24 protein-coding genes are annotated in these 23,350 nt (G+C 65.5%); 9 read left to right on the plus strand and 15 right to left on the minus strand.

Translation table 11 applies throughout. From position 1 onward, the window contains the following. Window positions 1–58: 58 nt before the first annotated feature. A complete protein-coding gene (locus tag AAFN84_RS20585) occupies window positions 59–1,069 on the minus strand; it encodes a BMP family ABC transporter substrate-binding protein (protein WP_347516563.1) in 1,011 nt (336 codons plus the stop codon). A gap of 197 nt (window positions 1,070–1,266) precedes the next feature. Here AAFN84_RS20585 and AAFN84_RS20590 point away from each other — a divergent pair, with 197 nt between their 5' ends. Continuing rightward, window positions 1,267–1,635: a cupin domain-containing protein gene (locus AAFN84_RS20590; protein ID WP_347516564.1), complete on the plus strand. Its 369-nt coding sequence runs from the start codon at window positions 1,267–1,269 to the stop codon at window positions 1,633–1,635. On the opposite strand, the gene AAFN84_RS20595 is transcribed toward AAFN84_RS20590, so the two are convergent. From AAFN84_RS20595 to AAFN84_RS20620, 6 genes are all read right to left on the minus strand, one after another. Continuing rightward, window positions 1,636–2,739, minus strand: coding sequence for an LLM class flavin-dependent oxidoreductase (locus AAFN84_RS20595; protein ID WP_347516566.1), 1,104 nt, complete (start codon window positions 2,737–2,739; stop codon window positions 1,636–1,638). It abuts the gene before it with no gap. Window positions 2,740–2,841: 102 nt separating this feature from the next. Next, window positions 2,842–3,708 carry a polysaccharide deacetylase family protein gene (locus AAFN84_RS20600; protein ID WP_347516567.1) on the minus strand — a complete coding sequence of 289 codons (867 nt, stop codon included), beginning with the start codon at window positions 3,706–3,708 and terminating at the stop codon, window positions 2,842–2,844. 40 nt (window positions 3,709–3,748) lie between these two features. Beyond that, window positions 3,749–4,552, minus strand: coding sequence for an ABC transporter permease subunit (locus AAFN84_RS20605; RefSeq protein WP_347516568.1), 804 nt, complete (start codon window positions 4,550–4,552; stop codon window positions 3,749–3,751). After that, window positions 4,545–5,372 carry an ABC transporter permease subunit gene (locus AAFN84_RS20610; protein ID WP_347516570.1) on the minus strand — a complete coding sequence of 276 codons (828 nt, stop codon included), beginning with the start codon at window positions 5,370–5,372 and terminating at the stop codon, window positions 4,545–4,547. The genes AAFN84_RS20605 and AAFN84_RS20610 overlap by 8 nt, the downstream gene beginning before the upstream one ends. Before the next feature lie 80 nt (window positions 5,373–5,452). Continuing rightward, window positions 5,453–6,445 (minus strand): ABC transporter substrate-binding protein, encoded by a 993-nt coding sequence (locus AAFN84_RS20615; RefSeq protein ID WP_347516571.1) that lies wholly within the window; start codon window positions 6,443–6,445, stop codon window positions 5,453–5,455. A 48-nt stretch (window positions 6,446–6,493) separates the two neighbouring features. After that, window positions 6,494–7,249, minus strand: a complete 756-nt coding sequence (locus tag AAFN84_RS20620) for an ABC transporter ATP-binding protein (RefSeq protein WP_347516572.1) — start codon at window positions 7,247–7,249, stop codon at window positions 6,494–6,496. Between the two features lie 241 nt (window positions 7,250–7,490). Between AAFN84_RS20620 and AAFN84_RS20625 the strand changes: the two genes are divergently transcribed. The 4 genes from AAFN84_RS20625 (at window position 7,491) to AAFN84_RS20640 (ending at window position 10,274) form a co-directional block, all read left to right on the plus strand. Then, window positions 7,491–8,036, plus strand: a complete 546-nt coding sequence (locus AAFN84_RS20625) for a flavin reductase family protein (protein WP_347516573.1) — start codon at window positions 7,491–7,493, stop codon at window positions 8,034–8,036. 266 nt (window positions 8,037–8,302) lie between these two features. Then, the gene (locus AAFN84_RS20630; RefSeq protein WP_347516574.1) at window positions 8,303–8,866 is read left to right on the plus strand and encodes a MarR family transcriptional regulator; all 564 of its coding nucleotides are present in this window, start codon (window positions 8,303–8,305) and stop codon (window positions 8,864–8,866) included. Between the two features lie 128 nt (window positions 8,867–8,994). Further along, window positions 8,995–9,771, plus strand: coding sequence for an SDR family NAD(P)-dependent oxidoreductase (locus tag AAFN84_RS20635; RefSeq protein WP_347516575.1), 777 nt, complete (start codon window positions 8,995–8,997; stop codon window positions 9,769–9,771). A gap of 8 nt (window positions 9,772–9,779) precedes the next feature. Continuing rightward, window positions 9,780–10,274, plus strand: coding sequence for a flavin reductase family protein (locus tag AAFN84_RS20640; protein WP_347516576.1), 495 nt, complete (start codon window positions 9,780–9,782; stop codon window positions 10,272–10,274). A gap of 23 nt (window positions 10,275–10,297) precedes the next feature. Here AAFN84_RS20640 and AAFN84_RS20645 read toward each other — a convergent pair whose 3' ends face one another. After that, entirely contained in the window at window positions 10,298–11,023 is a 726-nt protein-coding gene (locus AAFN84_RS20645; RefSeq protein WP_347516577.1) for a class II aldolase/adducin family protein, read from the minus strand. A gap of 274 nt (window positions 11,024–11,297) precedes the next feature. Between AAFN84_RS20645 and AAFN84_RS20650 the strand changes: the two genes are divergently transcribed. Together AAFN84_RS20650 and AAFN84_RS20655 are read left to right on the plus strand one after the other, a co-directional pair. Then, window positions 11,298–11,774, plus strand: coding sequence for a MarR family transcriptional regulator (locus AAFN84_RS20650; RefSeq protein WP_347516578.1), 477 nt, complete (start codon window positions 11,298–11,300; stop codon window positions 11,772–11,774). 152 nt (window positions 11,775–11,926) lie between these two features. Continuing rightward, complete coding sequence (locus AAFN84_RS20655; RefSeq protein ID WP_347516579.1) at window positions 11,927–13,858, plus strand: FAD-binding monooxygenase; 1,932 nt, start codon at window positions 11,927–11,929, stop codon at window positions 13,856–13,858. 16 nt (window positions 13,859–13,874) lie between these two features. On the opposite strand, the gene AAFN84_RS20660 is transcribed toward AAFN84_RS20655, so the two are convergent. From AAFN84_RS20660 to AAFN84_RS20685, 6 genes are all read right to left on the minus strand, one after another. Further along, window positions 13,875–14,777: a dihydrodipicolinate synthase family protein gene (locus tag AAFN84_RS20660; protein ID WP_347516580.1), complete on the minus strand. Its 903-nt coding sequence runs from the start codon at window positions 14,775–14,777 to the stop codon at window positions 13,875–13,877. Between the two features lie 28 nt (window positions 14,778–14,805). Next, window positions 14,806–16,563, minus strand: coding sequence for an L-arabinonate dehydratase (gene araD / locus AAFN84_RS20665; protein WP_347516581.1), 1,758 nt, complete (start codon window positions 16,561–16,563; stop codon window positions 14,806–14,808). Further along, entirely contained in the window at window positions 16,550–17,713 is a 1,164-nt protein-coding gene (locus AAFN84_RS20670) for an enolase C-terminal domain-like protein (RefSeq protein WP_347516582.1), read from the minus strand. Before AAFN84_RS20670 ends, araD begins: the two co-directional genes overlap by 14 nt. Window positions 17,714–17,727: 14 nt before the next feature. After that, window positions 17,728–19,014 carry a TRAP transporter large permease gene (locus AAFN84_RS20675; RefSeq protein WP_347516583.1) on the minus strand — a complete coding sequence of 429 codons (1,287 nt, stop codon included), beginning with the start codon at window positions 19,012–19,014 and terminating at the stop codon, window positions 17,728–17,730. Between the two features lie 15 nt (window positions 19,015–19,029). Further along, a complete protein-coding gene (locus AAFN84_RS20680; RefSeq protein WP_347516584.1) occupies window positions 19,030–19,551 on the minus strand; it encodes a TRAP transporter small permease in 522 nt (173 codons plus the stop codon). 67 nt (window positions 19,552–19,618) lie between these two features. After that, complete coding sequence (locus tag AAFN84_RS20685; RefSeq protein ID WP_347516585.1) at window positions 19,619–20,605, minus strand: TRAP transporter substrate-binding protein; 987 nt, start codon at window positions 20,603–20,605, stop codon at window positions 19,619–19,621. A gap of 256 nt (window positions 20,606–20,861) precedes the next feature. Here AAFN84_RS20685 and AAFN84_RS20690 point away from each other — a divergent pair, with 256 nt between their 5' ends. Then, window positions 20,862–21,701: an NAD(P)-dependent oxidoreductase gene (locus AAFN84_RS20690; protein ID WP_347516586.1), complete on the plus strand. Its 840-nt coding sequence runs from the start codon at window positions 20,862–20,864 to the stop codon at window positions 21,699–21,701. Here AAFN84_RS20690 and AAFN84_RS20695 read toward each other — a convergent pair. Beyond that, window positions 21,661–22,407 carry a FadR/GntR family transcriptional regulator gene (locus tag AAFN84_RS20695; protein WP_347516587.1) on the minus strand — a complete coding sequence of 249 codons (747 nt, stop codon included), beginning with the start codon at window positions 22,405–22,407 and terminating at the stop codon, window positions 21,661–21,663. The genes AAFN84_RS20690 and AAFN84_RS20695 overlap by 41 nt on opposite strands. Before the next feature lie 80 nt (window positions 22,408–22,487). Here AAFN84_RS20695 and AAFN84_RS20700 point away from each other — a divergent pair, with 80 nt between their 5' ends. Beyond that, window positions 22,488–23,348: an SMP-30/gluconolactonase/LRE family protein gene (locus AAFN84_RS20700; protein WP_347516588.1), complete on the plus strand. Its 861-nt coding sequence runs from the start codon at window positions 22,488–22,490 to the stop codon at window positions 23,346–23,348. The last annotated feature ends 2 nt before the right edge of the window (window positions 23,349–23,350 follow it).

A 23,350-nucleotide genomic window follows, 5' to 3' on the forward strand; every position in this document is an offset into this window, starting at 1 on the left:
GGAATGCGTCCTGGCGGGCCGCTCCGGTGAGAAGCGGCCCGCCGGACGTTTCCGGAGGTCAGTTGGCCTGCATCGGGTCGGTCAACTCGATCGAGCCGTCGGCGATCCCGGCGGCAACTTCACGCAGCTTTGCCGCCACTTCGGGGTGATCGGCGATCAGGCAGCCGCTGTCGGCGATGCCCGCCTCGTCGAGCGCGATGGCGCCGACGCCGCCTTCCTTGATGCCCAGGGCCGAGAACGTCTGCGGCTGGCCTTCCAAGATCGCGTCGACCGCCGCGACGAGCGCCACGTCCACCTGCTTCAGGCTCTGGTCGACGATCACGCCGGGCTGCGTCGGGCAGTGGTTGATGTCGACCGCGAAGGTCTTGAAGCCCTCTTCCTTCGCGGCTTCGAACACGCCGAAATCGCCGCCCGAGGTTGCGGTGTAGATGTAGTCCGCGCCGGCCGAATGCAGCGCCAGCGCCTGTTCCTTGGCGCGCACCGGATCGGAGAACGGGTTCTCGCCGCCGACCCAGCGCACTTCGACGGTCGCTTCCGGATTGACGGACTCGACGCCCTGGGCGTAGCCGTCGGTGTAGCGATGCAGGAACGGGATATCGAGCGCTCCGACGACGCCGACGGTGTTGCTCTCGGTCAGCATGCCGGCGGCCACACCCATCAGGTAGCTCGCCTCGTACTCGCGGAACACCGCGCAATGGACGTTGTCCGGGCGGTTCTCGATGCACTGGTCGACGATGAGGAACTGCGTGTCCGGGGCGGTGGGAGCCAGTTCGGCGACGATGTCGTTGAACTCGAAGCCGAGCATGACGACGATGTCGGCCCCTTCGTTCACGGCAGCGCTGACATTGTCGCGCCGTTCGGCCGCCGTGCTGCTCTCATAGGTCTTGACGTCCATGTCGTGCTTTTCGCCCGCGGCCTCGATGCCGGTCTTGCCCATGGCAAGGAAGGCATTGACGCCGATCGGGTCGGGCGACACATAGATCAGCAGGCCTTCGGCGGAAGCCTGGCCGGCGGCAGACATCATCGTCGCCAGCGACAAGGCAGCGACACTCTTGTTCAAGAAACCCATATCGATCACTCCGTCTGGCGATGCCGCATGGCACCGCATCCCGTGTTCCTGCGGTCCGAAACCGGCATGCGTGCCGGCCTCCGCCCCCCTTGATCCTGCCCGCAGAGTGGCCGCAAGATCAAGCCTTTGACGGGAAAAGCATGGTAGACTAGCATTTGTCAGTGTCAATCGACATTGTCTAATGGAGCGTGGGAACGATGGTCGGGGACTTCTTCATAGCGACGTCGGGCCAGGCCGAATTCTGGACCGAAGAGCGCTGCTTCATTACCGAACTTCACAATGACGCTGCCTCTCCGGAGGCCTCGCTGGCGATCGCCCGCGTCGAGCCCGGCGTCACCACCCAACTCCACCGTCTCGACGGCATCTGCGAACGCTATATCGTGCGCGAAGGCGAGGGCATCGTCGAAGTCGACGGCAAAAGACAGCACCTGCGGGTCGGCGACCAGGCGGTCATCCCGGCGGGCGCGGCGCAGCGCATCGAAAACATCGGCCCGGGCCAACTCGTCTTCTACTGCCTGTGCACCCCACGCTTCGTGCCGTCGAGCTACGTCAACCTGGAGGATTGATCAGACCCTCAGACCCGCCTTGGCGAGAATCGGCATCACCTTTTCCACCAGGATGGGAAGGTCGGCGACATAGTCGAGCAGGCCGATGCCCGCGCCGCTGAAGCCGGCTTCGTGCAGCGCGATCAGTTCGTCGGCGACATCCTTCGGGCTGCCGACCAGCGGGAAGTTGGTGTTGCCGCCGGCGATGCGGGTGCGCATCTTGTAGATCGCCTCGGGCAGCATCGCATTGGTCTGGCGGCCGGCGATCCAGTAGTCGACCGCGACGTTGTCGGCATTCTCCTCTGCATAGTAGCGATGGAATGCCTCGGCTTCCTCTCGGGTCTCGCGGCAGACGGCGTAACACACGGCGATCGGCTTCAGCGGCTCGGCGCGGGCACCTGCTCCCTCGAGGCTTTCCAGCGCTGCGATTTCCCTGCGCGCGGCGTCGAGGTTCTCGGCAACCGTCAGGAGATAGTCCGACGTCTCCATCGCAAAGGCGCGACCAGCAGGCGAATAGGCGGCGGAGATCACCAGTGGCCAGGGGCGCTGGACGCTGCCGGGCCGCGCCGCCGCCTTGCGGATGCCCTTGAAGTGGTCGCCGTCATAGTCGAAGGGCTCGAACGAGCCGCTCATCAGCCGCGACCAGATCTCGAACCACTCCCGGCCGTGGCGGTAGCGCTCGTCATGCGGCAGGCCCTCGATGCCGAACATGTCGAAATCGTCCTGGTTCCAGCCGCAGACGATGTTGACGCCGGCGCGGCCGTGCGAGGCATGATCGATGGTGGCCATCATCTTCGCCGCGATGACCGGGTGGATGATCGGGGTATGGACGGTAGAGAACACACCGATGCGCTTGGTCCTTCCCGCCAGCGCGGCGGAATGAGCCAGCGTCTCGAACGACCATGTCCGCTGCGGAATCTCGCCGGGGATGCCGGTCCACCGTGCATAGGGCAACAGGAAGTCGAGCCCGTTCTCGTCGGCATAGGTCGCCATGCGGGCAATGTCGTCCCAGGTCGCCGACCAGCGTTCCTTGACGGTCGTAAGACTGACGCCGCCGTCATGCAGATAACCGAACAGGCCGACCTTGAAGGCCGACCCGTCCTGCATGAATATGTTCTTGTCCATGAAATCCTCTCAACTGTTCGCGGCTGCATTTTACCAGCCTGCGGTGGCGTCGAGAGGATTGGTGCTTACCTCGGCATGCACGAATGTTTGCGCATGCCGGACTTAGATGCGCTCGCCCAGGTCGACGCCGTCGACCTTTGCGGCCCAGCGCGCCACGTCACCCTTGCGCGGAAACCACACGCCCTCGTGCTGGCGTGCATAGGCGATGCAGCGGCGTACTGTCGGGATCAGCGTCGGCCGGCCGCCCATATGGGCGTGGAGCACAATCTCCACCCATTTCGGGCTGCCCTTGACGCCCTCCGAATAGAGCTCGTCGAACGTGTCCTTGAAGCTCTCGAAGATGACGCTGGGCGGATTGTTGGCCTTCGCCCACATGATCAGGTCGTTCTGGGGCATGTTCACGCGCGGCAGGATCATGATCGGCCCGTTGCGCGTCGGAACGCTGTAGGGCAGGTCGTCATTGGCCTGGTCGCCGTTCCAGATGTAGCCCTCGCCCACCAGCAGGTCGAGCGTGTTTTCCGAGCCGGCCGAGCCGGGGCTGGTCCAGCCCACCGGCCTGACGCCGGCAGCCTCGGTGATCGCGGCGGTGACACGGCGGATCTCGTCGCGCTCGCCTTCCGGGTTGGCGTCCTCGTTGAGGATGTCGTTCTCCCAGCCATGGCCGACGACCTCGTGGCCCGCCTGCGCCGTGGCCCGCACCGCGTCGGGGTAGAGCTCGGCCGCCTTGCCATTGATCGACATCGACGCCTTGAGGCCGAGCTCGTCGAGCAGGTCGAGGATGCGCCAGATGCCGGCCCTCGCCCCATACTCCGCGTAGGAGAGCGAGAAGTGGTCGGTCTTGCCGGGCCGCGCCTCCAGGGTGAGCTGGCTCTTGTGGCGGAACGCCTCCAGCGCCAGGTTCACCGACACGGCAATGCGCGCGCCCTCGGGAAGCTTCCAGTTGGGTCGCGAAGGACGTTGGAAATTCATGTCATGTGCCTCCCTCAGGGATGATGGACCGGATAAGCGGTCAGCCGTTTCCGGACGACGACGTTCCGCTGCTCTCGCCCTTGACGATCAGGCGCGCCAGCGGCTGCAGGATGATCCGCTGCCCGACGATGACGAAGATGACGATGGCGATGCACAGCGCCAGGATGCGGTCTGTCTGGCCGAGATCCTGCGCATGCTGCATCATGTAGCCGATGCCCGAACGCGCGCCGAACAGCTCGGCGATCAGGCTGATCTTCCAGCACACGCCGTAGGAGATGGTAATCGCCGACATGAAGAACGGGCTGAGCAGCGGCAGTTCGATGCGCCAGAAGGTCGACAGCCGGTTGCGGGTGAAGCTGCGCCCCATCTCCACCTCCTCGGCCCCGATCGCCTTGGCGCCTTCGGCGACGTTGACGAGCGCGAACGGCAGGATGATGAAGAACTGCACGACGATGACCGCCTGCGTGGTGACGCCGAACCAGACCGTTCCGAGAATCGCCCATGCGAGGCCCGGGAACGAGCTGAAGAACGGCACCAGCACGTCGTCGACGATCCCGCTGGTGGCGGGCACGTAGCGCGGCATGATGCCGATCAGCCCGCCGACAAGCGTGGCGGCGACGATGGCGATGACGATGCGGCCGAAGGTGATCCCGGCATTGAGCCAGAACTCCGGATCGATCGCGAACTGCCCGAGCGTGACCGCGATGGTGCCGATCGACGGGAAGATGCGTTCCGGCATCGTCCGCGACGTCAGCCACCAGCCGACGATGATGAGGACCACGAAGCCGTTGGCGACGAGAGCCTGGCGGCCGAACAGCGCGTTGGCGAAGGTGCGGTCAGACATTGTACACCTTTCCGATCCGGTCCTGCATCCGGGCCAGCACCAGCCGGTCCACGAGGTAGACGACGACCAGGATGAGGATCGCCACCGCGAAGATCATGTCCGTCCAGTATCGCGAGCGGGCGAAGTTGATGATGCTGCCAAGCCCCTTGGCCCCGCACAGGAGCTCGACGATCAGCACGATCTGGAACGAGACGCCGAAGCACAGCCGCAACGAGGCGAAGAAATAGGGAAACAGCATCGGCAGGATGATCAGCCGGATGCGCCGCATCGGACTGCGGCTGAACGACACCGACATCTCGATCGTCTCGCGATTGAGCTCGCGCAGTCCGGCGCCGATGTTGATCATCGCCAGCGGCAGCATCGCCGCAGTGGCCGAGAAGATCACCGCCTGGCTGTTGATGCCGAGCCAGATCAGCGCCAGGAACGCCCAGCCGATGCCGGGAAACGAGTTGAGGAACGGCGCGAGCCTGCCATAGACGGCGGTGTCGAGAACCGGGAAGAAATACACCAGCAGCGCGATCGTCAGTGCCAGCGAAAAGGCCAGCGTGACGGAAGCCAGCACGTGCTGAAGCGTATAACCGGCATAGAGCAGGAAGCCGGGGTCCGACCACATCGTGTAGAAGCGTCCGGCGACGCGCAGCGGCGAAGGCACCTGCACCGGCGGCACGAACAGGGAATAGATCTGCCATGCGACCAGCACGAACGCGATGAACAGCACCGTTGCGATCGTCCGGCGCGCCGGTCGCCAGCGTTTGCCGGCCGGCATTGCCGTTCTGTCGTCCCCGGTCGGTTCGCTCAGCCTTTCAGCGGCCATCTGCATTCGACATCCATGTGTGAAGGGTCAGGGAAATGCGGCGGCCTCCGCCTGCGCGGAAGCCGCCATTGTCTCTCAGGCGTGGCTTATTCCGCCATCACCGCCTGAGGCGCGATGAAGTCGTCGACGGACTCGGGTGCCGCCGTAAGAATGCCCAGCTTCACCGCCGTGGCCCATGACTTCACCATCACGTCCTTGTCGCCCTCGGTCAGGCTGTAGGGCATCTCGGCGAACTCGTTGAACCAGCCCTGCAGCGCCGCCGGGTCCATGTTGTACTCGGGTGCCACCTCGGCGAAGATCTCGTCCTGATGCTCCTTGAGATACAGTGCCGACTCGTTCAGCAGCTTGGCCGCCGCTGCGATCGCCTCGGGCTTCTCCTCGGACTTCGTCGTGTAGAGCAGGATGGCGGGCAACGGCGCGCCGTAGAGTTTCAGCAGGTCGCTGCCGCCGCGCATCACCGCGCGATACTCCGGCGACTTGTCGATCTCGTAGGCCTTGACGTTGGAGAAGGAAGCCGCATCCACGCGACCCGCTTCCAGCGCCGCCTCGAACTGCGAACCGGGGATCTCGACCCAGTTGAAGTCGCCGCCGATGGCGTCGACATTGTAGCCGTAGATTTCCTGCATGATGGCGCGGCGCGAGACGACGTCGCCGGCCGACACCGACTGCACGGCGATCGACTTGCCCTTCAGGTCTTCAAGGGTCTGGATCGGGCTGTCCTTCAGCACCCAGATGCCAGGCTGAACGACGTCCTCGCCCGGCAGGTAGCGGATCACGGTGCCCAGCACCTTGACGGGCAGGCCCTGCTCGGCGAGGGCCGGGATCGCGTTGGTGCCGTTGGGCATGATGTCGTATTGCTGCGACAGCGCGGCCTGGTGCGCCGCCGGAATCGGCATGAATTCCACCGTGACCTCGACGCTCGGGTCGCTGACCTTGTCGTTGAGGATCGCCCACATGGCGGCGTGATAGCCGGGATCGGAAATCATCCCCACCGTCACCGTTTCCTGCGCGAGACCGGCGCCCGACGTCGCAAGCAGCGACATGGTGGCGCCGACGAAAGCTCCAAACCTGATGTTCATGGCAGTTCCCTCTATTATGGATATGGGTTCACGCTCGTCGGTCGCGTTCTAGTGAACCGACGGATCTCCGATGAGCCGGCGAAGTTTCTCGTGCACGGCGCGCATTTCGGGCGCTTCCAGGTCGCGCGGACGCGCTTGTTTCAGCTCGACGATCTCGCGGACCGTCGTCGGCTTGCTCGACAGCACGACGATGCGGTCGGCCAGTTCCACGGCCTCGTCGACCTCGTGGGTGACGAAGATGATCGTCTTGCCGGTTTTGCGCCACAGGTCGACGATCTCGCGGCGCATCTTGTGCCGCGTCATCACGTCGAGCGCCGAGAACGGCTCGTCCATCAGGATGATGCGCGGCTCCACGGCAAGTGCGCGGGCGATCGACACGCGCTGGCGTTCGCCGCCCGACAGCATGGACGGCATCTTGAGCCGGTCCCGCCCCAGGCCGACAAGTTCCAGCAGGGACTGGGCCGTCGTCTCCATCTCGGCACGCGTGCGCTTGTTGCCGAAGCGAAGCTGCTGGCCGAGCACGACGTTTTCCTGCGCGTTTCGCCACGGAAGCAGGCGCGGCGACTGGAACACGTAGGCGATGTCGTCCCATGCCTCGTGCGCCGGCCGCTGGCCGACCGTCACCTGGCCGGAATCGACCTTCAGCAGGTCGCCGATGACGCGCAGCAGGGTCGACTTGCCGCAGCCGCTCTGGCCGACGATGCAGAGGAATTCGCCGTCCCGGATGTCGAAGGACAGCCGGTCGTAGACCGTCTCCCCCGAGAAGGAGACGCTGATGTCTTTGAGTTCAACGATCGCGTTCAAGTGATGCTCGCCCTGCTGGGCCGCCTCGTTTCGGGCAGCCGTTATCCGCTCGCGACGCTAGGCATCCGGGCGGGAGGAGTCACCGAAGTGCGCTGCAGCAGAAAAACGAAAGTGCACGCTCGATAAATACGCGGCGTCCAGCGGGCGCGCGTTTTCAAGCGGGAGCATTAGTGATTGCCGGCGCGCGCAACCGGTTCGCCTGATGCTTGATGTGCCGCCACGGCTCCATCACATTCGGCTCATGAACAGATCCGACAATGACGAGGACCAGACCATGACGATCCACGTGGAAGCGGTGGCGACGCCGGATATGGCGATAGACGACGGCGCATTCCGCTCCATCATGCGCACCATGGTGAACGGTGTCACCGTCATCACCACATCGCATGACGGCCACGTGCACGGGATGACGGCCACTGCCTTCTCCTCGGTTTCCGCGGAGCCGCCAACCGTGCTGATCGTGCTCAACCGCTCGACGCGCACGCATCCGCTGGTCAGCGCCAGCAGGCACTTCGTGGTCAACCTGCTGTCGCAGGACCAGGCCGAGGTAGGCGCCCGTTTCGCCGGCAAGCTCGACAACCAGTTCGACGGCGTGCCGCACCGGCTCAACGAAGAGGGTATTCCGCTGATCGATGATGTCGTCGCGACGCTCGAATGCGAGACCATCAACGAACTCGCGGTCGGCACCCACACCATATTCATCGGCCGCGTCATCCGTGGATCGCGCTCGCATACCATGCCGCTCGTCTACCACGACGGCAACTTCAAGGCTGTCGCAAGTTCGTAGCGGCTTTACACTCCGGCTGGACTGGGCATTCACGCATGCAACCTTGGCATCCGTTGGCAGAAGTCTGTGCCGCGATGTGGAAATAGACGGCAACACTGCGGCTGGAGTTTGAAGAAGCCGCGCCGCGCGAATCTGTGCTAGGCTGGTGCTCCACCAGGCGCATGCCCGTTCCCGCAGGGTTGATGCATGCGCCACGGCGGAGTACGGAGCCGAACGCGCATCGTCATGGCGATGGCGTCGAGCGGGATCAGGGAAACGCGGTTCACATGACAGCAAGCAAGCCGCGCGCCAGCGATCGGGTCGAACAGGCCACAGGCGCGGCGCCCCGGGCCAAGGGAGCGACAACGGCGCGCAAGGCGGCGTCATCCGATGAAAAGGAGAGCACCTTCGTGCTGCACAAGACGCCCAACTATCTGTTCTGGTGCCTTCACAAGACGTCGATGTCCGTGGTGACCGAGGAACTCGAGCGCGCCGGTACCGACATTACGCCGGTGCAATATGCCGCCCTGATCGGAGTCCAGTCCTATCCGGGCATCGACCAGGGCTCGCTCGCCCAGATCATCGGCTACGACCGGGCAACGATCGGCGGCGTCATCGACCGGCTGGAGAAGAAGGGCCTCGTCGACCGCCGCATCCATGAGCAGGATCGCCGGGCACGGGTGTTGTTTCTCGCGCCAGCCGGCGAGGAACTGTTGCCGAGGCTGGAGGACAAGGTGGCCGAGGCGCAGACCCGCATACTCGCCCCCCTGCCCGAGCATGAGCGCGACCGGTTCCTGTCGATGGTGGCGAAGCTGCTCAGTGACGATCTCCCGCATGCCGTAGGCGAGTGACCGGCGCGCCGGTTCCGCGAGGCTGCCCGGGTTCTGTTCCGAGCGTGCCCGGGCACGGCCATGCCATTGCCGCACGGCGTCCGGGCTGCTGATTGAAGGGCTGAGAAACCTTCAAGAGGCGTTCATCCATGGTACGGCAATCCCCCTCCGCAATCGTCACCGGCGCAGCACGCGGCATCGGCTTCCACACGGCGCGCGCGCTCGCCGAGGCCGGCTTCCGCGTCGGGCTGCTCGACATCGACGCGACACAGGTGGCGCAGGCCGCCGCCGACCTGCAGGGCAAGGGCCTGTCCGCCGTGCCGCTCGTCTGCGACATCACCAACCGTGCGATGGTCGACGAGGCGGTGGCGGACTTCACGGCCGGTTCGCCGCTGCGCGTCCTCGTCAACAACGCGGTCTTCCTGCGTTTCGAGGCATTCGAGGCACTGTCCGAGGACAATATCGAACGCAGCATCGCGGTCGGCCTCAAGGGCTCGATCTGGTGCATCCAGGCGGCGTTGCCGGCGCTTCGGCGCTCGGTCGCGGACACAGGCGATGCGGCCATCGTCAACGTCGCTTCGGGCGCGGCGATCCAGGGAACGGTCGGCTTTTCCGCCTATGCATCGCTGAAAGCGGGCCTGACCGGGCTGACCCGGCAACTCGCAGTCGAACTCGGCCGAGACGGCATTCGGACAAATGCCGTCGCCCCCGGCCCGATCCTTACCGAAGCCGCGATCGCGGAGGCCGGCAAGCCCGCGGACTGGGAAGAAGCCACCATCAGGCGCACGCCGCTCGGGCGCATGGGCCGTCCCGAGGAAGTCGCCTCTGTGATTGCCTTCCTGGCGTCCGATGCGGCAAGCTGGGTCAACGGTCAGGTGATCTCCGTGGACGGCGGCAAGTCGATCACTGCGCACGATTTGCGATAGGAGGCATCATGGACGCCATCGATCCGAAGACGTTCTGGAAGGCGATGGGCGCGCGCCCGCTCGGCGTGCCGGTCGTCGCGGCAAGGGGCAGCGATGGCCCCGCCGGCCTGCTCGCCCTGTCGGTGAGCCACGTCACCGCTTCACCACCTTCGATGCTGGTATCTGTCGGGCATTCGACCGGCGCGCATGCCGCCATCAAGGCGTCGGGCGCCTTTGCGATCAGCTACCTGCCCGAAGGCGCGGAGGACGTCGCCGAGATTTTCGGCGGGCGGCGCGGTCTTTCCGGTGCGGCGCGGTTCGATGCGTCGCAGTGGACGAGCGGTGCCACCGGCTCCCCGATCTTCGCAGCAGGGACGGCATATTTCGACTGCACCATATCGTCGATCTTCACCTACGAAGATACCGACATCATCGTCGGCCGGATCGAGAGCTTCGCGGCCGACGCGGCAGCCGCCCCGCTGGTGACGTTCGGTGGCGGGTACCGGCGGCTGCTGCCCGCGTGAGGCGAGTGCAGCCCATGCCGGCGTCAGATACCGGCGAAGCCGGCGCGCGCGGTGTAATAGGCCCAGGCGCGTTCCATCGGCAGGTCGCTCAGCATCATCTCGGCGGTCTTTTCCACCTCTCCGGGCGTCAGGTAGGTCGGCGTGCCGTGCGGAAGCGTCTCGAGCAGGACCCGCGCATTCTCGGCCAGATAGACCGAGATGAAGCACACCGCCGCCAGCGTCTGCGCGGCGCACACCGAGCCATGACCGCGCAGGATGGCGCTGGTGCCCTGGCCCAGCACCTTGGCCAGCGAGTGTCCCTTGGCGAGGTCGTCGACCAGCATGTCGGTGTCACCGAACTCCGCCTGGCTGTCCCATTTGGGCACCTCGTTGCCGATGACGGCGGCCATGTGGAAGACCGGCCGCAGCACGAGGTCCGTGATGGTGAAGGGCAGCACCGATCGCGCATGATGATGCGCCACGGCATTGACGTCGGACCTGTCCATGTAGATGGCGCCGTGCAGCGCACGCTCCTTGTAGAGCTTGCGTGTCTCGGGATGGACGGGCGTGCCGTCGAGTTCGAATTCGACGATGTCGTCGACCGTGACGATCTCCGGGCTGCGCGACCGCGCCAGGAAGTAGCGGTCCGGCCGATCCGGATGACGCACGCTGACATGGCCGAAATCGTCGATGACGCCCTCATGGGCAAGAATCCGGTTGGCGATGACGAGATCGCGGATCGTCGCTTCGGTGGTCCTGTTGTCTGGCATGGCATCCTCTCCGTGAGGCCAAGACAGATGCGCGCCCGCGCCGCACCCTGCAACAGGCGAGTTTTCAGTCAGCGCCCCGGTTTTTTCCTCGCCGCGTCATCGCCGGGTTTTAGGCTGAATGAAACGAGCACGGCCGCCCCGACCTCGATAGATACAATGCTGGACCGCGTGCACCGCGCGCGGCCGCGACAGATTCTTCGCTACACCGGGGCTTCGCCATATGGTTGAAATGGTTACGATACGAAGCACTGAGACGGCGGAGGAGGCGCGCCCGGTGAAAGACATCTATGAAATGCCGGGCCATCTGGTGCGGCGCTTCCAGCAGATCGCTGTGGCCATCTTCCATGCGGAAGTCGGCGAGGCAGGCAGCGACATGACGCCGGTGCAATACGCCGCGCTGGTCACGCTGATCAAAAACCCCGGCATCGACCAGGCGACGCTCGCAGGCCTGATCGGCTACGACCGCACCACGATCGGCGGGGTCGTCGACCGGCTGGTGCAGAAGAACCTCGCCTCGCGGGAAGTCAACGGCCGCGACCGCCGGGCCCGTTCGCTGCGCATCACGCAGGAAGGCATCGAGACCGTCGAACGCTTGGAGCCCGCGGTGCTCGCGGCGCAGAAGATCATGGTTCGCGGGCTGAGCGAGCAGGAGGCCGAGACGTTGATCTACCTGCTGGCAAAGGCCATCAACGATGCCAATGATCTCAGCCGCGCGCCGCTTCGTTCCCCCGGATCCCCCGATCTCGGCTGATGCCGCCCGCCGAGACGCCAGAGCGATACGGCATGTGGCGGTCGCGCAAAAACCAGGTGACAAGTATACTGATCATAAGTATACATTCTAAAAATTGACGGTCTCGGGCGGGCCCTGCATAACCCGCCGCGCAAGGGAGGCAACGACGTTTCATGCAATTCCATCTGAATGGCTTCCGTCTCGGAGATCCGCTCGTCGCCGAAGCCGCGCAGGGCGCGGCGCGGATTGAGCAGGCGTCCCTGCCCGCGCGGACCGACGTCCTGATCGTCGGCTGTGGTCCCGCCGGGCTGACGCTGGCGGCGCAGCTCGCCGCCTTTCCCGGCATTGCCACGCTGGTTGTCGACCAGAAGTCCGGACCGCTGCAGCTCGGCCAGGCCGATGGCGTGGCATGCCGCACCATGGAGATGTTCGAGGCCTTCGGCTTTGCAGAGCGCGTGCTCAAGGAAGCCTACTGGGTCAACGAGACGACCTTCTGGAAACCGGAGGACGGCGACCCGTCCCGCATCGCGCGCAGCGGCCGCGTGCAGGACACAGAGGACGGCCTGTCGGAGTTTCCGCACGTGATCCTCAACCAGGCGCGCGTCCACGACTTCTATCTCGACGTCATGCGCAATTCGCCGACCCGGCTGGAGCCCCATTACGACCGCAAGCTCATCGACGTGACGATCGACCCGGCGCTGCGCGGGCAGGCCGGTGCCTATCCGGTGACCGCCCGTTTCGAGCGTCTCGATGCCGGGCATGAAGGCGAGATCGAGACCGTGGAGGCGCGGTACGCCGTCGGTTGCGACGGCGCGCGCAGCACGGTGCGCAAATCGCTCGGCCTCGAACTGAAGGGCGACTCCGCCAATCACGCCTGGGGCGTGATGGACGTTCTGGCCGTCACCGATTTCCCCGACATCCGCTTCAAGTCGCTGATCCAGTCGGCCAGCGAAGGCAGCATCGTGATCATCCCGCGCGAGGGCGGCTATCTGGTTCGCTTCTATATCGAGCTGGACAAGCTTTCGGCCGGCGAGCGCGTCGCATCGCGCAACATCACCGTCGACCACCTCATCGCCGCCGCCCGACGCATCCTCAACCCCTACGAGCTGGACGTGCGCGAGGTGGCGTGGTGGTCGGTCTACGATATCGGGCAGCGGCTGTGCGACCGCTTCGACGACGTTTCGCCGGACGAGACGGGGACGCAGCTTCCGCGCGTCTTCATCGCCGGCGACGCATGCCACACCCACAGCCCCAAGGCGGGCCAAGGCATGAACGTCTCGATGCAGGACGCCTTCAATCTCGGCTGGAAGCTGGCCGCGGTGCTGCGCGGACAGGCCGCGCCGCAATTGCTGCGGACATACTCGACCGAACGGCAGAGCATCGCGGCCGAGCTGATCGGCTTCGACCGTGAATGGGCGAAGATGCTGAGCATGCCGGCAAGACGGCCCGGCGATCCCGATGGCGTCGGCGTCGATCCGGCAGAAACCCAGCGCTATTTCGTCCAGCACGGCCGCTACACCGCAGGCACCGCAACCGTCTATTCGCCGTCGGCGATCACCGGCGGGACCAACCACCAGCATCTCGCGCGTGGCCTGCCGATCGGCATGCGGTTCCACTCGGCGCCGGTCGTGCGGCTGGCCGACGCGAAGCCGATGCAGCTCGGCCACGTCGCGCGCGCCGATGGCCGCTGGCGCATCTTCGCGTTTGCGGGAGCCGAAGCGCTGGCCGGGGTGGGCGCGCTGTGCGCCTTCCTGGAAAGCGCCGAGACCTCGCCGCTGCGCCGCTTCACCCCGGCCAGCGCGGATGTCGATGCCGTCATCGACCTGTGCGCGGTGTTCCAGCAGCCCCATACCGGTTTCGCGCCGGGCGACCTGCCCTCACTGCTGCTGCCCGCGAAGGGAACGCTCGGCCTGCGCGACTACGAGAAGGCGTTCTGCGCCGATCTCAAGGGCGGCGACGACATCTTCGACATGCGCGGCATCGACCGCGAGGCCGGCTGCATCGTCGTGGTTCGACCCGACCAGTACGTCGCCCACGTGCTTCCGCTCGGCGCCCATGCCGAACTCGCTGCCTTCTTCGACGCCTTCATGACGCCGGCAGCGTAAAGCCTGCGGCGTCGGGTCAGCCGATCAGGCCGTTGCGCTTGAGGAAGGCGTCGAGCTGCCCGGCCTGTCGGGCGGTCAGCGGCCATGCAGAGGGCGGCCTCGTCGGGCCGCAGTCGATGCCGAGCGCGATCAGCGCCGACTTGACGCCGGTCACGTTGGTGCCGTTCAGCTCCTCGGCCCGGATGATCTCGAACTCCTTCATCGCCGAGATCAGCCGTCGTGCGGTGGCATAGTCCCCGGCTTCGAGCGCCGTGTGGATCGCGACGGAGTGCTCCGGCCAGACATTGATCAGGCCGGAGGTGAAGCCGCGTGCGCCGGCGGCGTAGAATGCTGGCGCCCAGACCTCCGCCAGCCCGCCGACCCAGACGATGTCGTCCGGGCTCGCCTCGATCGCCTCCGACAGGCGCAGCGCGTTGGGTGTCGCCCATTTGACGCCCTTGACGCCGTCGATCGAGCAAAGCTCGGCGATCGTGTCGAGACCGATGGCGTCGTTGCGCATGTAGAGCACCAGCGGCGTGCCGTCGCCTGCCTCGGCGACGCGCTTGACGTAGTCGACCGTGCCGCGCGGCGAGACGAACGGGTCCGGCGGCTGGTGGACCATCAGGCCGGCCGCCCCCGCCTTCTTCGATTCCGCCGCAAGCCGGCACGCATCCCTGACGCCGCGCCCGACGCCGCCAAGCACCGGCGCGCGCTCGCCCACCAGTTCCACGACCGCGTGCACCATGGCCACGGCTTCATCGATGGTCAGCGCGTAGAACTCGCCGGTGTTGCCGTTGACGACCGGCATGTGCACGCCGGCCTCGATCACCTTGTCGATGACGGGGGCAAGCCGCGCCGGCGCGATCTCGCCGTCACCGTCATAGGGCGTGACGAGAATGCCTGAAATGCCGGTCAGAGCGGCTTTGAAGCGATCGGACATAGTCGTTTGTCTCCAGTCGGGAATCGTCTCAGTTGATCGCGGGTTCGCCGGCGGCCGGCCCGTGCCCGCGCGTGAGATAGTCGAAGTCGCAGCCCTCATTGGCCTGCATCACATGGCTTTGGAACATGTAGCCCCAGCCGCGCTGATAGCGCGGTGCCGGCTGGACCCAGGCGGCGCGGCGCGCCTCCAGCTCGGCCTCGTCGACCAGCATGTCGAGCCGGCGGTTGGCGAGGTCGAGGCGGATCGTGTCGCCGGTCTTCAGGAGCGCTAGCGGTCCGCCGATAAAGGCTTCGGGCGCCACATGAAGGATGCAGGCGCCATAAGAGGTGCCAGACATGCGCGCGTCGGACATGCGCAGCATGTCGCGATGCCCCTTTTTAATCAGCGCCTTTGGGATCGGCAGCATGCCCCATTCGGGAAAGCCAGGTCCGCCATGCGGCCCGGCATTGCGCAGTACCAGCACATGGTCAGGCGTGACGTCGAGGTTTTCGTCGTCCACCGCCTTCTTCATCTCTTCGTAGCTGTCGAAGACCAGCGCCGGACCTTCGTGCTGGTGGAATTTCGGATCGCACGCCGCAGGCTTGATCACCGCCCCGTCCGGGCAGAGATTGCCCCGCAGCACGGCAAGCGAGCCTTCCTGATAGATCGCATTGTCGAGCGGGCGGATGACGTCGTCATTGTAAACCTCCGCGCCTTCGAGCGTCTCGGCCAGCGTCAGGCCGGTGCAGGTCGTCACCGAGGTGTCGAGCTTGTCGCCGAGCTGCTTCATCAGCCCGCGAATGCCGCCGGCATAGAAGAAGTCCTCCATCAGGTAGGTCGTGCCGGATGGCCGGACATTGGCGATCACCGGCGTGGTGCGGCCCAAAGCGTCGAGGTGGTCGAGCGTCAGCTCGACGCCGGCGCGCCGCGCCATCGCCAGCAGGTGGACGACGGCGTTGGTGGAACAGCCCATCGCCATGGCGACGGTCACCGCGTTGCGGATAGCGGCTTCGGTGACGATTTCTTCCGGCGCGAGATCGTCCCAGACCATGTCGACGATGCGCCGCCCGACCTGCGTGCTCATGCGCTGGTGGCCGGCATCGGCGGCGGGAATCGACGAGGCGCCGGGAAGGCACAGCCCCATCGCCTCGGCGATCGCCGTCATGGTCGAGGCCGTGCCCATGGTCATGCAATGGCCGTAGGAGCGCGCGATGCCGCCTTCAAGCCCGCCCCATTCGGCGTCGGTGATGTTGCCGGCGCGGCGCTCGTCCCAGTATTTCCAGGCGTCGGAGCCCGAGCCCAGCACCTTGCCGGCGTGGTGGCCGCGCAGCATCGGGCCGGCCGGCAGGAAGATGAAGGGAACGCCGGCGCTCAGCGCGCCCATGACGAGGCCGGGCGTGGACTTGTCGCAGCCGCCCATCAGCACCACGCCATCGATCGGATGCGAACGGATGGTCTCCTCGGTCTCCATCGCGATCATGTTGCGGTAGAGCATCGAGGTTGGCTTGGTGAAGCTCTCGTCGATGGAGATGGTGGGGATTTCCAGCCCCAGCCCGCCAGCCTGGGCGACGCCGCGCTTCACATGCTCGGCGCGCTCGCGGAAATGTGTGTGGCACGGATTGAACTCCGACCAGGTGTTGAGAATGCCGATTATCGGCTTGCCTTCCCAGTCGGCGGGGTCGAGCCCCATCTGCATCATGCGCGAACGGTGGCCGAACGAGCGCAAATCGTCGGGCCCGAACCAGCGGGCGCTGCGCAACTCTTCAGGCGTGCGGCGCGCGCGCTTCTTTCCGTCAGTCGGAGACATAGCCGGCTCCGTGTGCGGCGCGGTCCCATTCGACCAGTGGCGCGCGCAGGTTTTCCAGCGCATCCTCGTCGAGTTCGACGCCGAGGCCGGGACCATCCGGCACCACCAGGCGGTTGCCCTCGAAGCGCACGCGCTCCTTCACCACGTCCTCGACATAGAGCAGCGGCCCGACCGTATCGGAGGCCGAATGCAGTTCCGGCACCGAAGCGCCCAGATGCACGTGGGCGGCGCTGCCGATGCTGAGTTCCTGCGTCGTGCCGATCAGCACCCTTATGCCGGCGATCTCCGCCAGCGCCATCAGCTTCTTGACCTGCAGCAGGCCGCCGGAATTGACGGTGATGTTGAAGATGTCGACGGCGCCGGCGCGCAGGAGCTGCATGGCCTGAGCCGCCGACGAGCAGTGTTCGGCGACATCGACCTCGACGCGCCTGCGGATTTCCGCCATGCCCTCGAAGTCTTCGCGCCAGCTCGGGCTCTCGATGAGTTCGAAGCCGAACTGCTTGAGGCGTTCATAGGCACGCAGCGAGTCCTTCCAGTAGTGGCGAGCCTGGAAGTCGAGCGCCTTGAGGATGACATTGTCGCCGAAGCGGTCGCGCACCGCGCCGAGAAACTTCTCGTCCTTGGCGAAGTCGACGCCGACATAATAGCGGAAGCGGGTGATGCCCTGCGCCGTCAGCTCCTCGATATAGCCGAGGTTGCGCTCGTAGTCGGCTTCCGCCTTCACCTGAAACAGCGGATAGCAGATTTCCATCGCGTCGCGGCACTTGCCGCCGAGCAGGTTGTAGACCGGCGTGTCGAGTGCGCGGCCGACGATGTCGAAGCAGGCCATGTCGATGCCCGCCGCGATCTGCGAGGCGGGCGTGAAGGGCGGATAGCTCGGCGCGGAGGCGAAGTAGTTGTGGAGGTACTTCTCCATCTCGTTGTGCATGGCCTGGATCGCGAACGGGTCGCGGCCGAGCACGATCTTCTCGATGCCGACGCGCACCGCTTCCACGTCGGGCATATACATGCGGTAACAATCGAGATCCGAGATTTCACCCAGCCCGGTGATACCCTCGTCGGTATGCATCTGCAGGATCAGGTGCGACGAGATCGAGCCGGTGCGGCGGTGCGTCTGGATGGGCGTAAGCGTGATACGGGAGATTTTCATGGGATGGGAACTCTTCAGCCGGCGAGCAGCAGGCTAGGCAGCCAGAGGGAAACGGCGGGCACGTAGGTGACAAGCATGAGGACGACGAAGATCGCGAGATAGAACGGCCAGATCGTCCTGACCGTCTGTTCCATGCGTATTCCGCCAATGGTGCAGCCAAGGAACAGGCACGCCCCGACAGGCGGTGTCGTCAGGCCGAGGCCGAGGTTCATCATCATCAGGATGCCGAACTGAACCGGGTCCATGCCTGCCTGCACGGCGACCGGCAGGAAGATCGGCGTGCAGATCAGGATCAGCGCCGCCATGTCCATGAAGCAGCCGAGGACCAGGAAGGCGATGTTGATGAGGAGCAGGATGACGATCGGGTTGTCGGTGACGCCGCTCAGCGTCGCCATCACCAGTTCCGGCATGCGGTAGATCGACAGCAGGTAGGCGAAGGAGGCGGCCGTGGCGACGAGGATCATCACCATTGCCGTGGTGCGCACGGTGGAAACCAGCGAATCGACCAGCATGCGCATGGTCAGCGTCCGATAGAGAAGCGCGATCACAGCCAGCGCATAGATCACGCCGATCGCCGAACTCTCGGTGACCGTGAAGATGCCCGACAGGACGCCGCCGACGATGATGACGCCGGTGAACATCCCCGGAAGCGCCTGCGCGGCATAAAATACCGTAGTGCGAACGCCCGGGAACGGCTCCGAGCGATAGCCGCGCTTCACCGCCACGACATAGGCGGCAACGCACAGCGACAGGCACATCAGCACGCCGGGAACGACGCCTGCGATGAACAAGTTGGAGATCGAGGCGGCACCACCGGCCGCCAGCGCGTAGAGCACCATGTTGTGGCTGGGGGGAATGACGATGCCGGCAAGCGACGAGGTGACGGTGACGTTGACGGCATAGTCGGTGTCATAGCCGGCCTTCTTCATCACCGGTATCAGCATCGAGCCAAGCGCCGAGGTGTCGGCGACAGCCGAGCCGGAGATGCCGCCAAAGACCATGCTGGCGATGACGTTGACCTGGCCGAGCCCGCCGCGCACGCGCCCGACGAGGGCGAGGCACAGATTGACGAGCTTCATGCCGATGCCGCCGCGCAGCATCAGTTCGCCGGCGAAGATGAAGAACGGCACGGCCAGCAGCGAATAGATGCTCAGGCCCCCGATGACGCGCTGGAAGGCGATGGCCGGCGAGATGCCTTCATAGAAGAAGGTGATCAGCGAGGCGAGGCCGAGCGCATAGGCGATGGGCATGCCGAAGCCCATCAGGGCGAAGAACAGCACGAAGAGAATGGTCAGTCCCATGGTGGATCCTCGGGATCAGAGCGAGAATGGAGCGGATTGCGGCTCGGAAGCCCGCTTCGGTTCGGCGATCGCCCAGGCGACCTTTTCGGCCACGAAGATCACCGTCAACACGCCCGAGATGGCGAGCGGCAGGTAGGTGTAGGCGCGGCTCCAGCCGATCAGCGGGATCGTCTGCGCGGCGGTGCGCGTCATCAGCTCGATGCCGGCGTCGGCCATCACCCAGCCATAGAAGCCGAGCCCCAGGAGGACGAGGACCTCCTGCCAGTAGCGCCAGCGCGGCGACAATATGTCGGGAAACATCTCGACCGCGAGGTGGAACTTCTGCCTGATGCCGACGGCGGCGAGCGGCAGCGAGATGTAGAGGATCAGGAGCAGTGCGGCCTGCTCGGTCCAGGTCGGCGAGCTGTTGAGGACGTAGCGTCCCCAGACCTGCCAGCCGGCGAAGATCACCAGCAATGCCATCATCAGCGCCGACAGCGCATAGATGACCCAGACGGCCGCGTCGAGGACGCGGGTGACGGCACGAAGGATGGACATCACGATGCTCCGGAAGGATGCGGGCAGGCGACGGCCCGGCGCTTGTTGCGCCGGGCCGCTGGTCTGATTACTCGACCTCCTGGATCTGGGCGAGAAGCTCGCGCAGCGCGTCGGTGTTCACCAGCTTTTCGTAGGCCGGCGCCATCGCGTCGATGAAGGGCTGCTTGTCTTCGATAGTGTTCACCGTGACGCCCGCCTCGGCGAGGATGGCGTTGGACTTCTCCTCGCGCTCCGCCCACAGCTTGCGCTGCAGTTCAGCCGACTCGCGCGCCGCGTCGCGGAAGATCGTCTGGTCTTCCGGCGACAGGCTGTCCCACAGCGACTTGGAGATGACCAGCGCCTCGGGAACCATCAGGTGTTCGTCGAGGCTGTAGAACTTCGCCACCTCATAGTGACGCGTCGATTCGAATGACGGCGCATTGTTTTCTGCGCCGTCGATCACGCCGGTCTGCAGCGCGGTGTAGACTTCGCCGAAAGCGAGCGGCGTCGCGTTGGCGCCCAGTGCCTCGACCGTCGAGACGAAGATCTCGGCGTCCGGGACGCGGATCTTGAGGCCTTCGAGGTCCGCTGGCGTGTTGATCGGCTTGCCGACCGTGTAGAACGAGCGCGATCCGCCCGTATACCAGGCCAGGGCCACCATGTTGTGGGGCTCGAGCGCGGCGGACAGGCGCTCGCCGATCTCGCCGTCGACGACCGCATACATGTGCTCGGCCGAACGGAAGACGTACGGCATGCTGACGATGTTCACCTCATTGGCGAAGTCGCCGAGGCTGCCGCCGCTGAAGACGGCGAAGTCGATGCCGTCAAGCGCGAACTGCTCGATGGCGAAGCGCTGGTCGCCGAGCTGGCCGTTGTGGAAGACGGAGCCGGTGTAGCGGCCCTCTGTGCGCTCTGCGAGCAGTTCGCCGAACTTCTCCATCGCGATCGAACCCGGGTAATCCGGCACGTGCAGGTTCCAGCCGCGCAGCTCGCGTGCTTCGGCGGTGTAGCTGAAGGCGACTGCGCTCACAGCAGCCACGGCGGCGATGCGGCCAAGCCGCTGAACGATGTTCATGATTCCTCCATTCAGGTCTTGTGAAACGTGCCGGAGACTCCTCCCGGCTCGGAGCGGCATCATAGGCAGGCCAAATTAGTTGTCAATTTATTTTATATCTTTGCTCACAGAGAGGACCCATTTCGGCGAACTCGACTATGCAGTAGGGCAATTCACATATGACTTGTAAATATCAATTACATTCGCTAGCCATTCATGCGGCTCGCCTCCCCGTCATGCCGGTATGCGGGCCAGGAGCATTCCGGAGGAGATCGGCATGTCCGACATAGCCGCGCTGCCGCGCGCGATCCTGGTCACCGGCGCCGCCGGCCAGCTTGGCCGCGAGGTGACGCAATATCTCGCCGGCGCGCTTCAAGGCGGACGCATCGACCGGCTGCGCCTGCTCGACATCGCGCCGATCGGCATTGCGGGACCGGGCATCGAGACCGTCCAAGCCTCTCTCGCCGAGCGCGAGGTCGCGTTCGCATCCGTCGAGGGCATGGACGCCGTCATCCATTTCGCCGGCATTCCGACAGAAAACGAGTGGGACAATCTCATTCCGGCGAACATCGCCGCCAGCGCCCATCTGTGGGACGCCGCGGTGGCGCATGGCGTCGACCGCATCCTGTTCGCCAGTTCCAACCATGCGGTCGGCATGTACCCGGTGGACGAGAGGATCGACCACACCGCCCCGCCCCTGCCCGACAGCCGCTACGGCCTGACCAAGGCGTTCGGCGAGGAATTGGGCCGGCTCTACGCTCACAAGACGCCATTGCGCAGCTATTGCATGCGCATCGGCAGCAGCTTTCCCGCCGTCACCGCCGTCAGGCACCTGAAGACCTACCAGTCCTTCGCCGACATGGTGCGCATGGTCGAGGTCGGGCTGACCGCGGACTACCGCTTCGAGATCGTCTACGGCCTGTCCGACATCCCGGACGGCTACTGGGACAATTCCAATGCGTTCCGGCTTGGCTACGCGCCGGCCGACAGGCCGGAGGATTTCGTCTCCGGCGCGCTTGATCTGTTCGAATGTCGCTGGCAGGGCGGCTCGACCGCGACCGACCCGCTGCCCGGCATCACATGGCCCCCTGGTCGATCACGCGATAGCGGACGCTGACCAGATGGTAGTGCATGAACAGCTTCGCCAGTTCGCCGTCGCCAAGGCTGATCGCCTCGAGGATGTTCTGGTGCTCCTGGATCACCGTGGTCTTGCGGCGCTCCGTGCCGGCACGCGTCAGGTCGGCGGCGATGTTCATCATGCCCATCATGTCGGGCTTGAGCACCATCAGGTGCTTTTCGAACAGGTCGTTTTCCGACGCGCGCGCAATCTCCAGGTGAAACTGGAAGTCGGCCTCCTGGACGCCGACGCCGGTGCGCATTGTGTCGATCATCGCGTCGAGCGCGTTGTTCAGCCGGCGCAGGCTGGCGCGGTTGATGCGCTGGGCGGCCAGACGCGCGGCCTCGGTCTCCAGGCATTGCCGCACCTCGTAGGCACGCATGTACTGCGCCACCCGCGCATCGTCGCTGTAGCGCGCCATCTCGCGCGGTGGAAGCCGCAGCACGAAGGTGCCGGAACCGCGCCTGGCGTCGATCAGCCCGTCATTCTGCAGATATTGCAGCGCCTCGCGCACCACCGGCCGCGACACGTCGAACATGGTCGCCATCTCGTGCTCGGTCGGCAGGCGCTCGCCCACCTTGTAGCGGCCGGTCGAAAGCTGCAGCAATATCTGGGCGTAGATCTCGTCGGCCAGCCGGCGCTTGCGCAGCGGCTTTACCGGCAGCTCGGCCTCCTGGTCGCCCGGTCCGTTGCGTGGGTCCTGCATCGCCGCCTCGCTTCGAATTGTCAATTTGTAATCAATATGGCACCTGATTTGTCAATCTTCAATCGCGCAAGGAGACTGGCGTGAGCGTCGAGGTCGTTCTTCGCGCGGGCGCCGCGGTCGGCGAGTCGCCCGTCTGGTGCGAGCGGCGCGGGGTGTTGTGGTGGGTCGACATTCCCGCCGGCACGCTGCACGCCTTCGATCCGCTGTCGCGGACGAACCGGAGCTTCGACATGGGCCAGCCGGTCGGCTGCGTGGGGCTGACGACGGGCGATGCGCTGCTTGTCGGGCTGGTCGACGGCATCTTCCTGTTCGATCCCGCGTCCGGCGCCCGCACCCTGCTTTCCCGCCCCGAGGCGCATTTGCCATGCAACCGTCCCAACGACGCCGCCATGGCGCGCGACGGGCGGTGGTTCGTCGGCACGATGGCCCAGAAGCCTGACGGCACGCCGCGCGGCAATCTCTACCGCATCGACCCTGACGGCAGCGCCCATCACCTGCTCGACGGGCTGCACGTGCCCAACGGCCTTGCCGTCAGCCCCGACAACCGCACGCTTTACCTGTCGGATTCCTGGGCGTCGGTGCGCCGCATCTGGGCGTTCGACCTCGACCAGGGCGGCGGCATATCCAACCGCCGCCTGTTCTTCGACACTATATCGCGCCCCGGTCGACCCGACGGAGCCTGCATTGATGCCGATGGCGGATACTGGAGCGCGGGCATCGATGGCGGCGAGCTCCTGCGCATCGCGCGCGATGGCGTCGTCGACACCGTTATCGGCCTGCCGCTGAAGAAGCCGACCAAGCCCTGCTTCGGTGGGCCGGATCTTTCGACGCTGTACCTGACGTCGCTTGGCAACGGCGACGACAGCGACTGCGCCGGCGCGCTGCTTGCGGTGTCAACGGGCCGGCGCGGCCTGCCAGAGCCACGCATGCGGCTCGGCTGAAA

Source organism: Mesorhizobium sp. CAU 1741, assembly GCF_039839275.1.
GTDB lineage: Bacteria > Pseudomonadota > Alphaproteobacteria > Rhizobiales > Rhizobiaceae > Aerobium.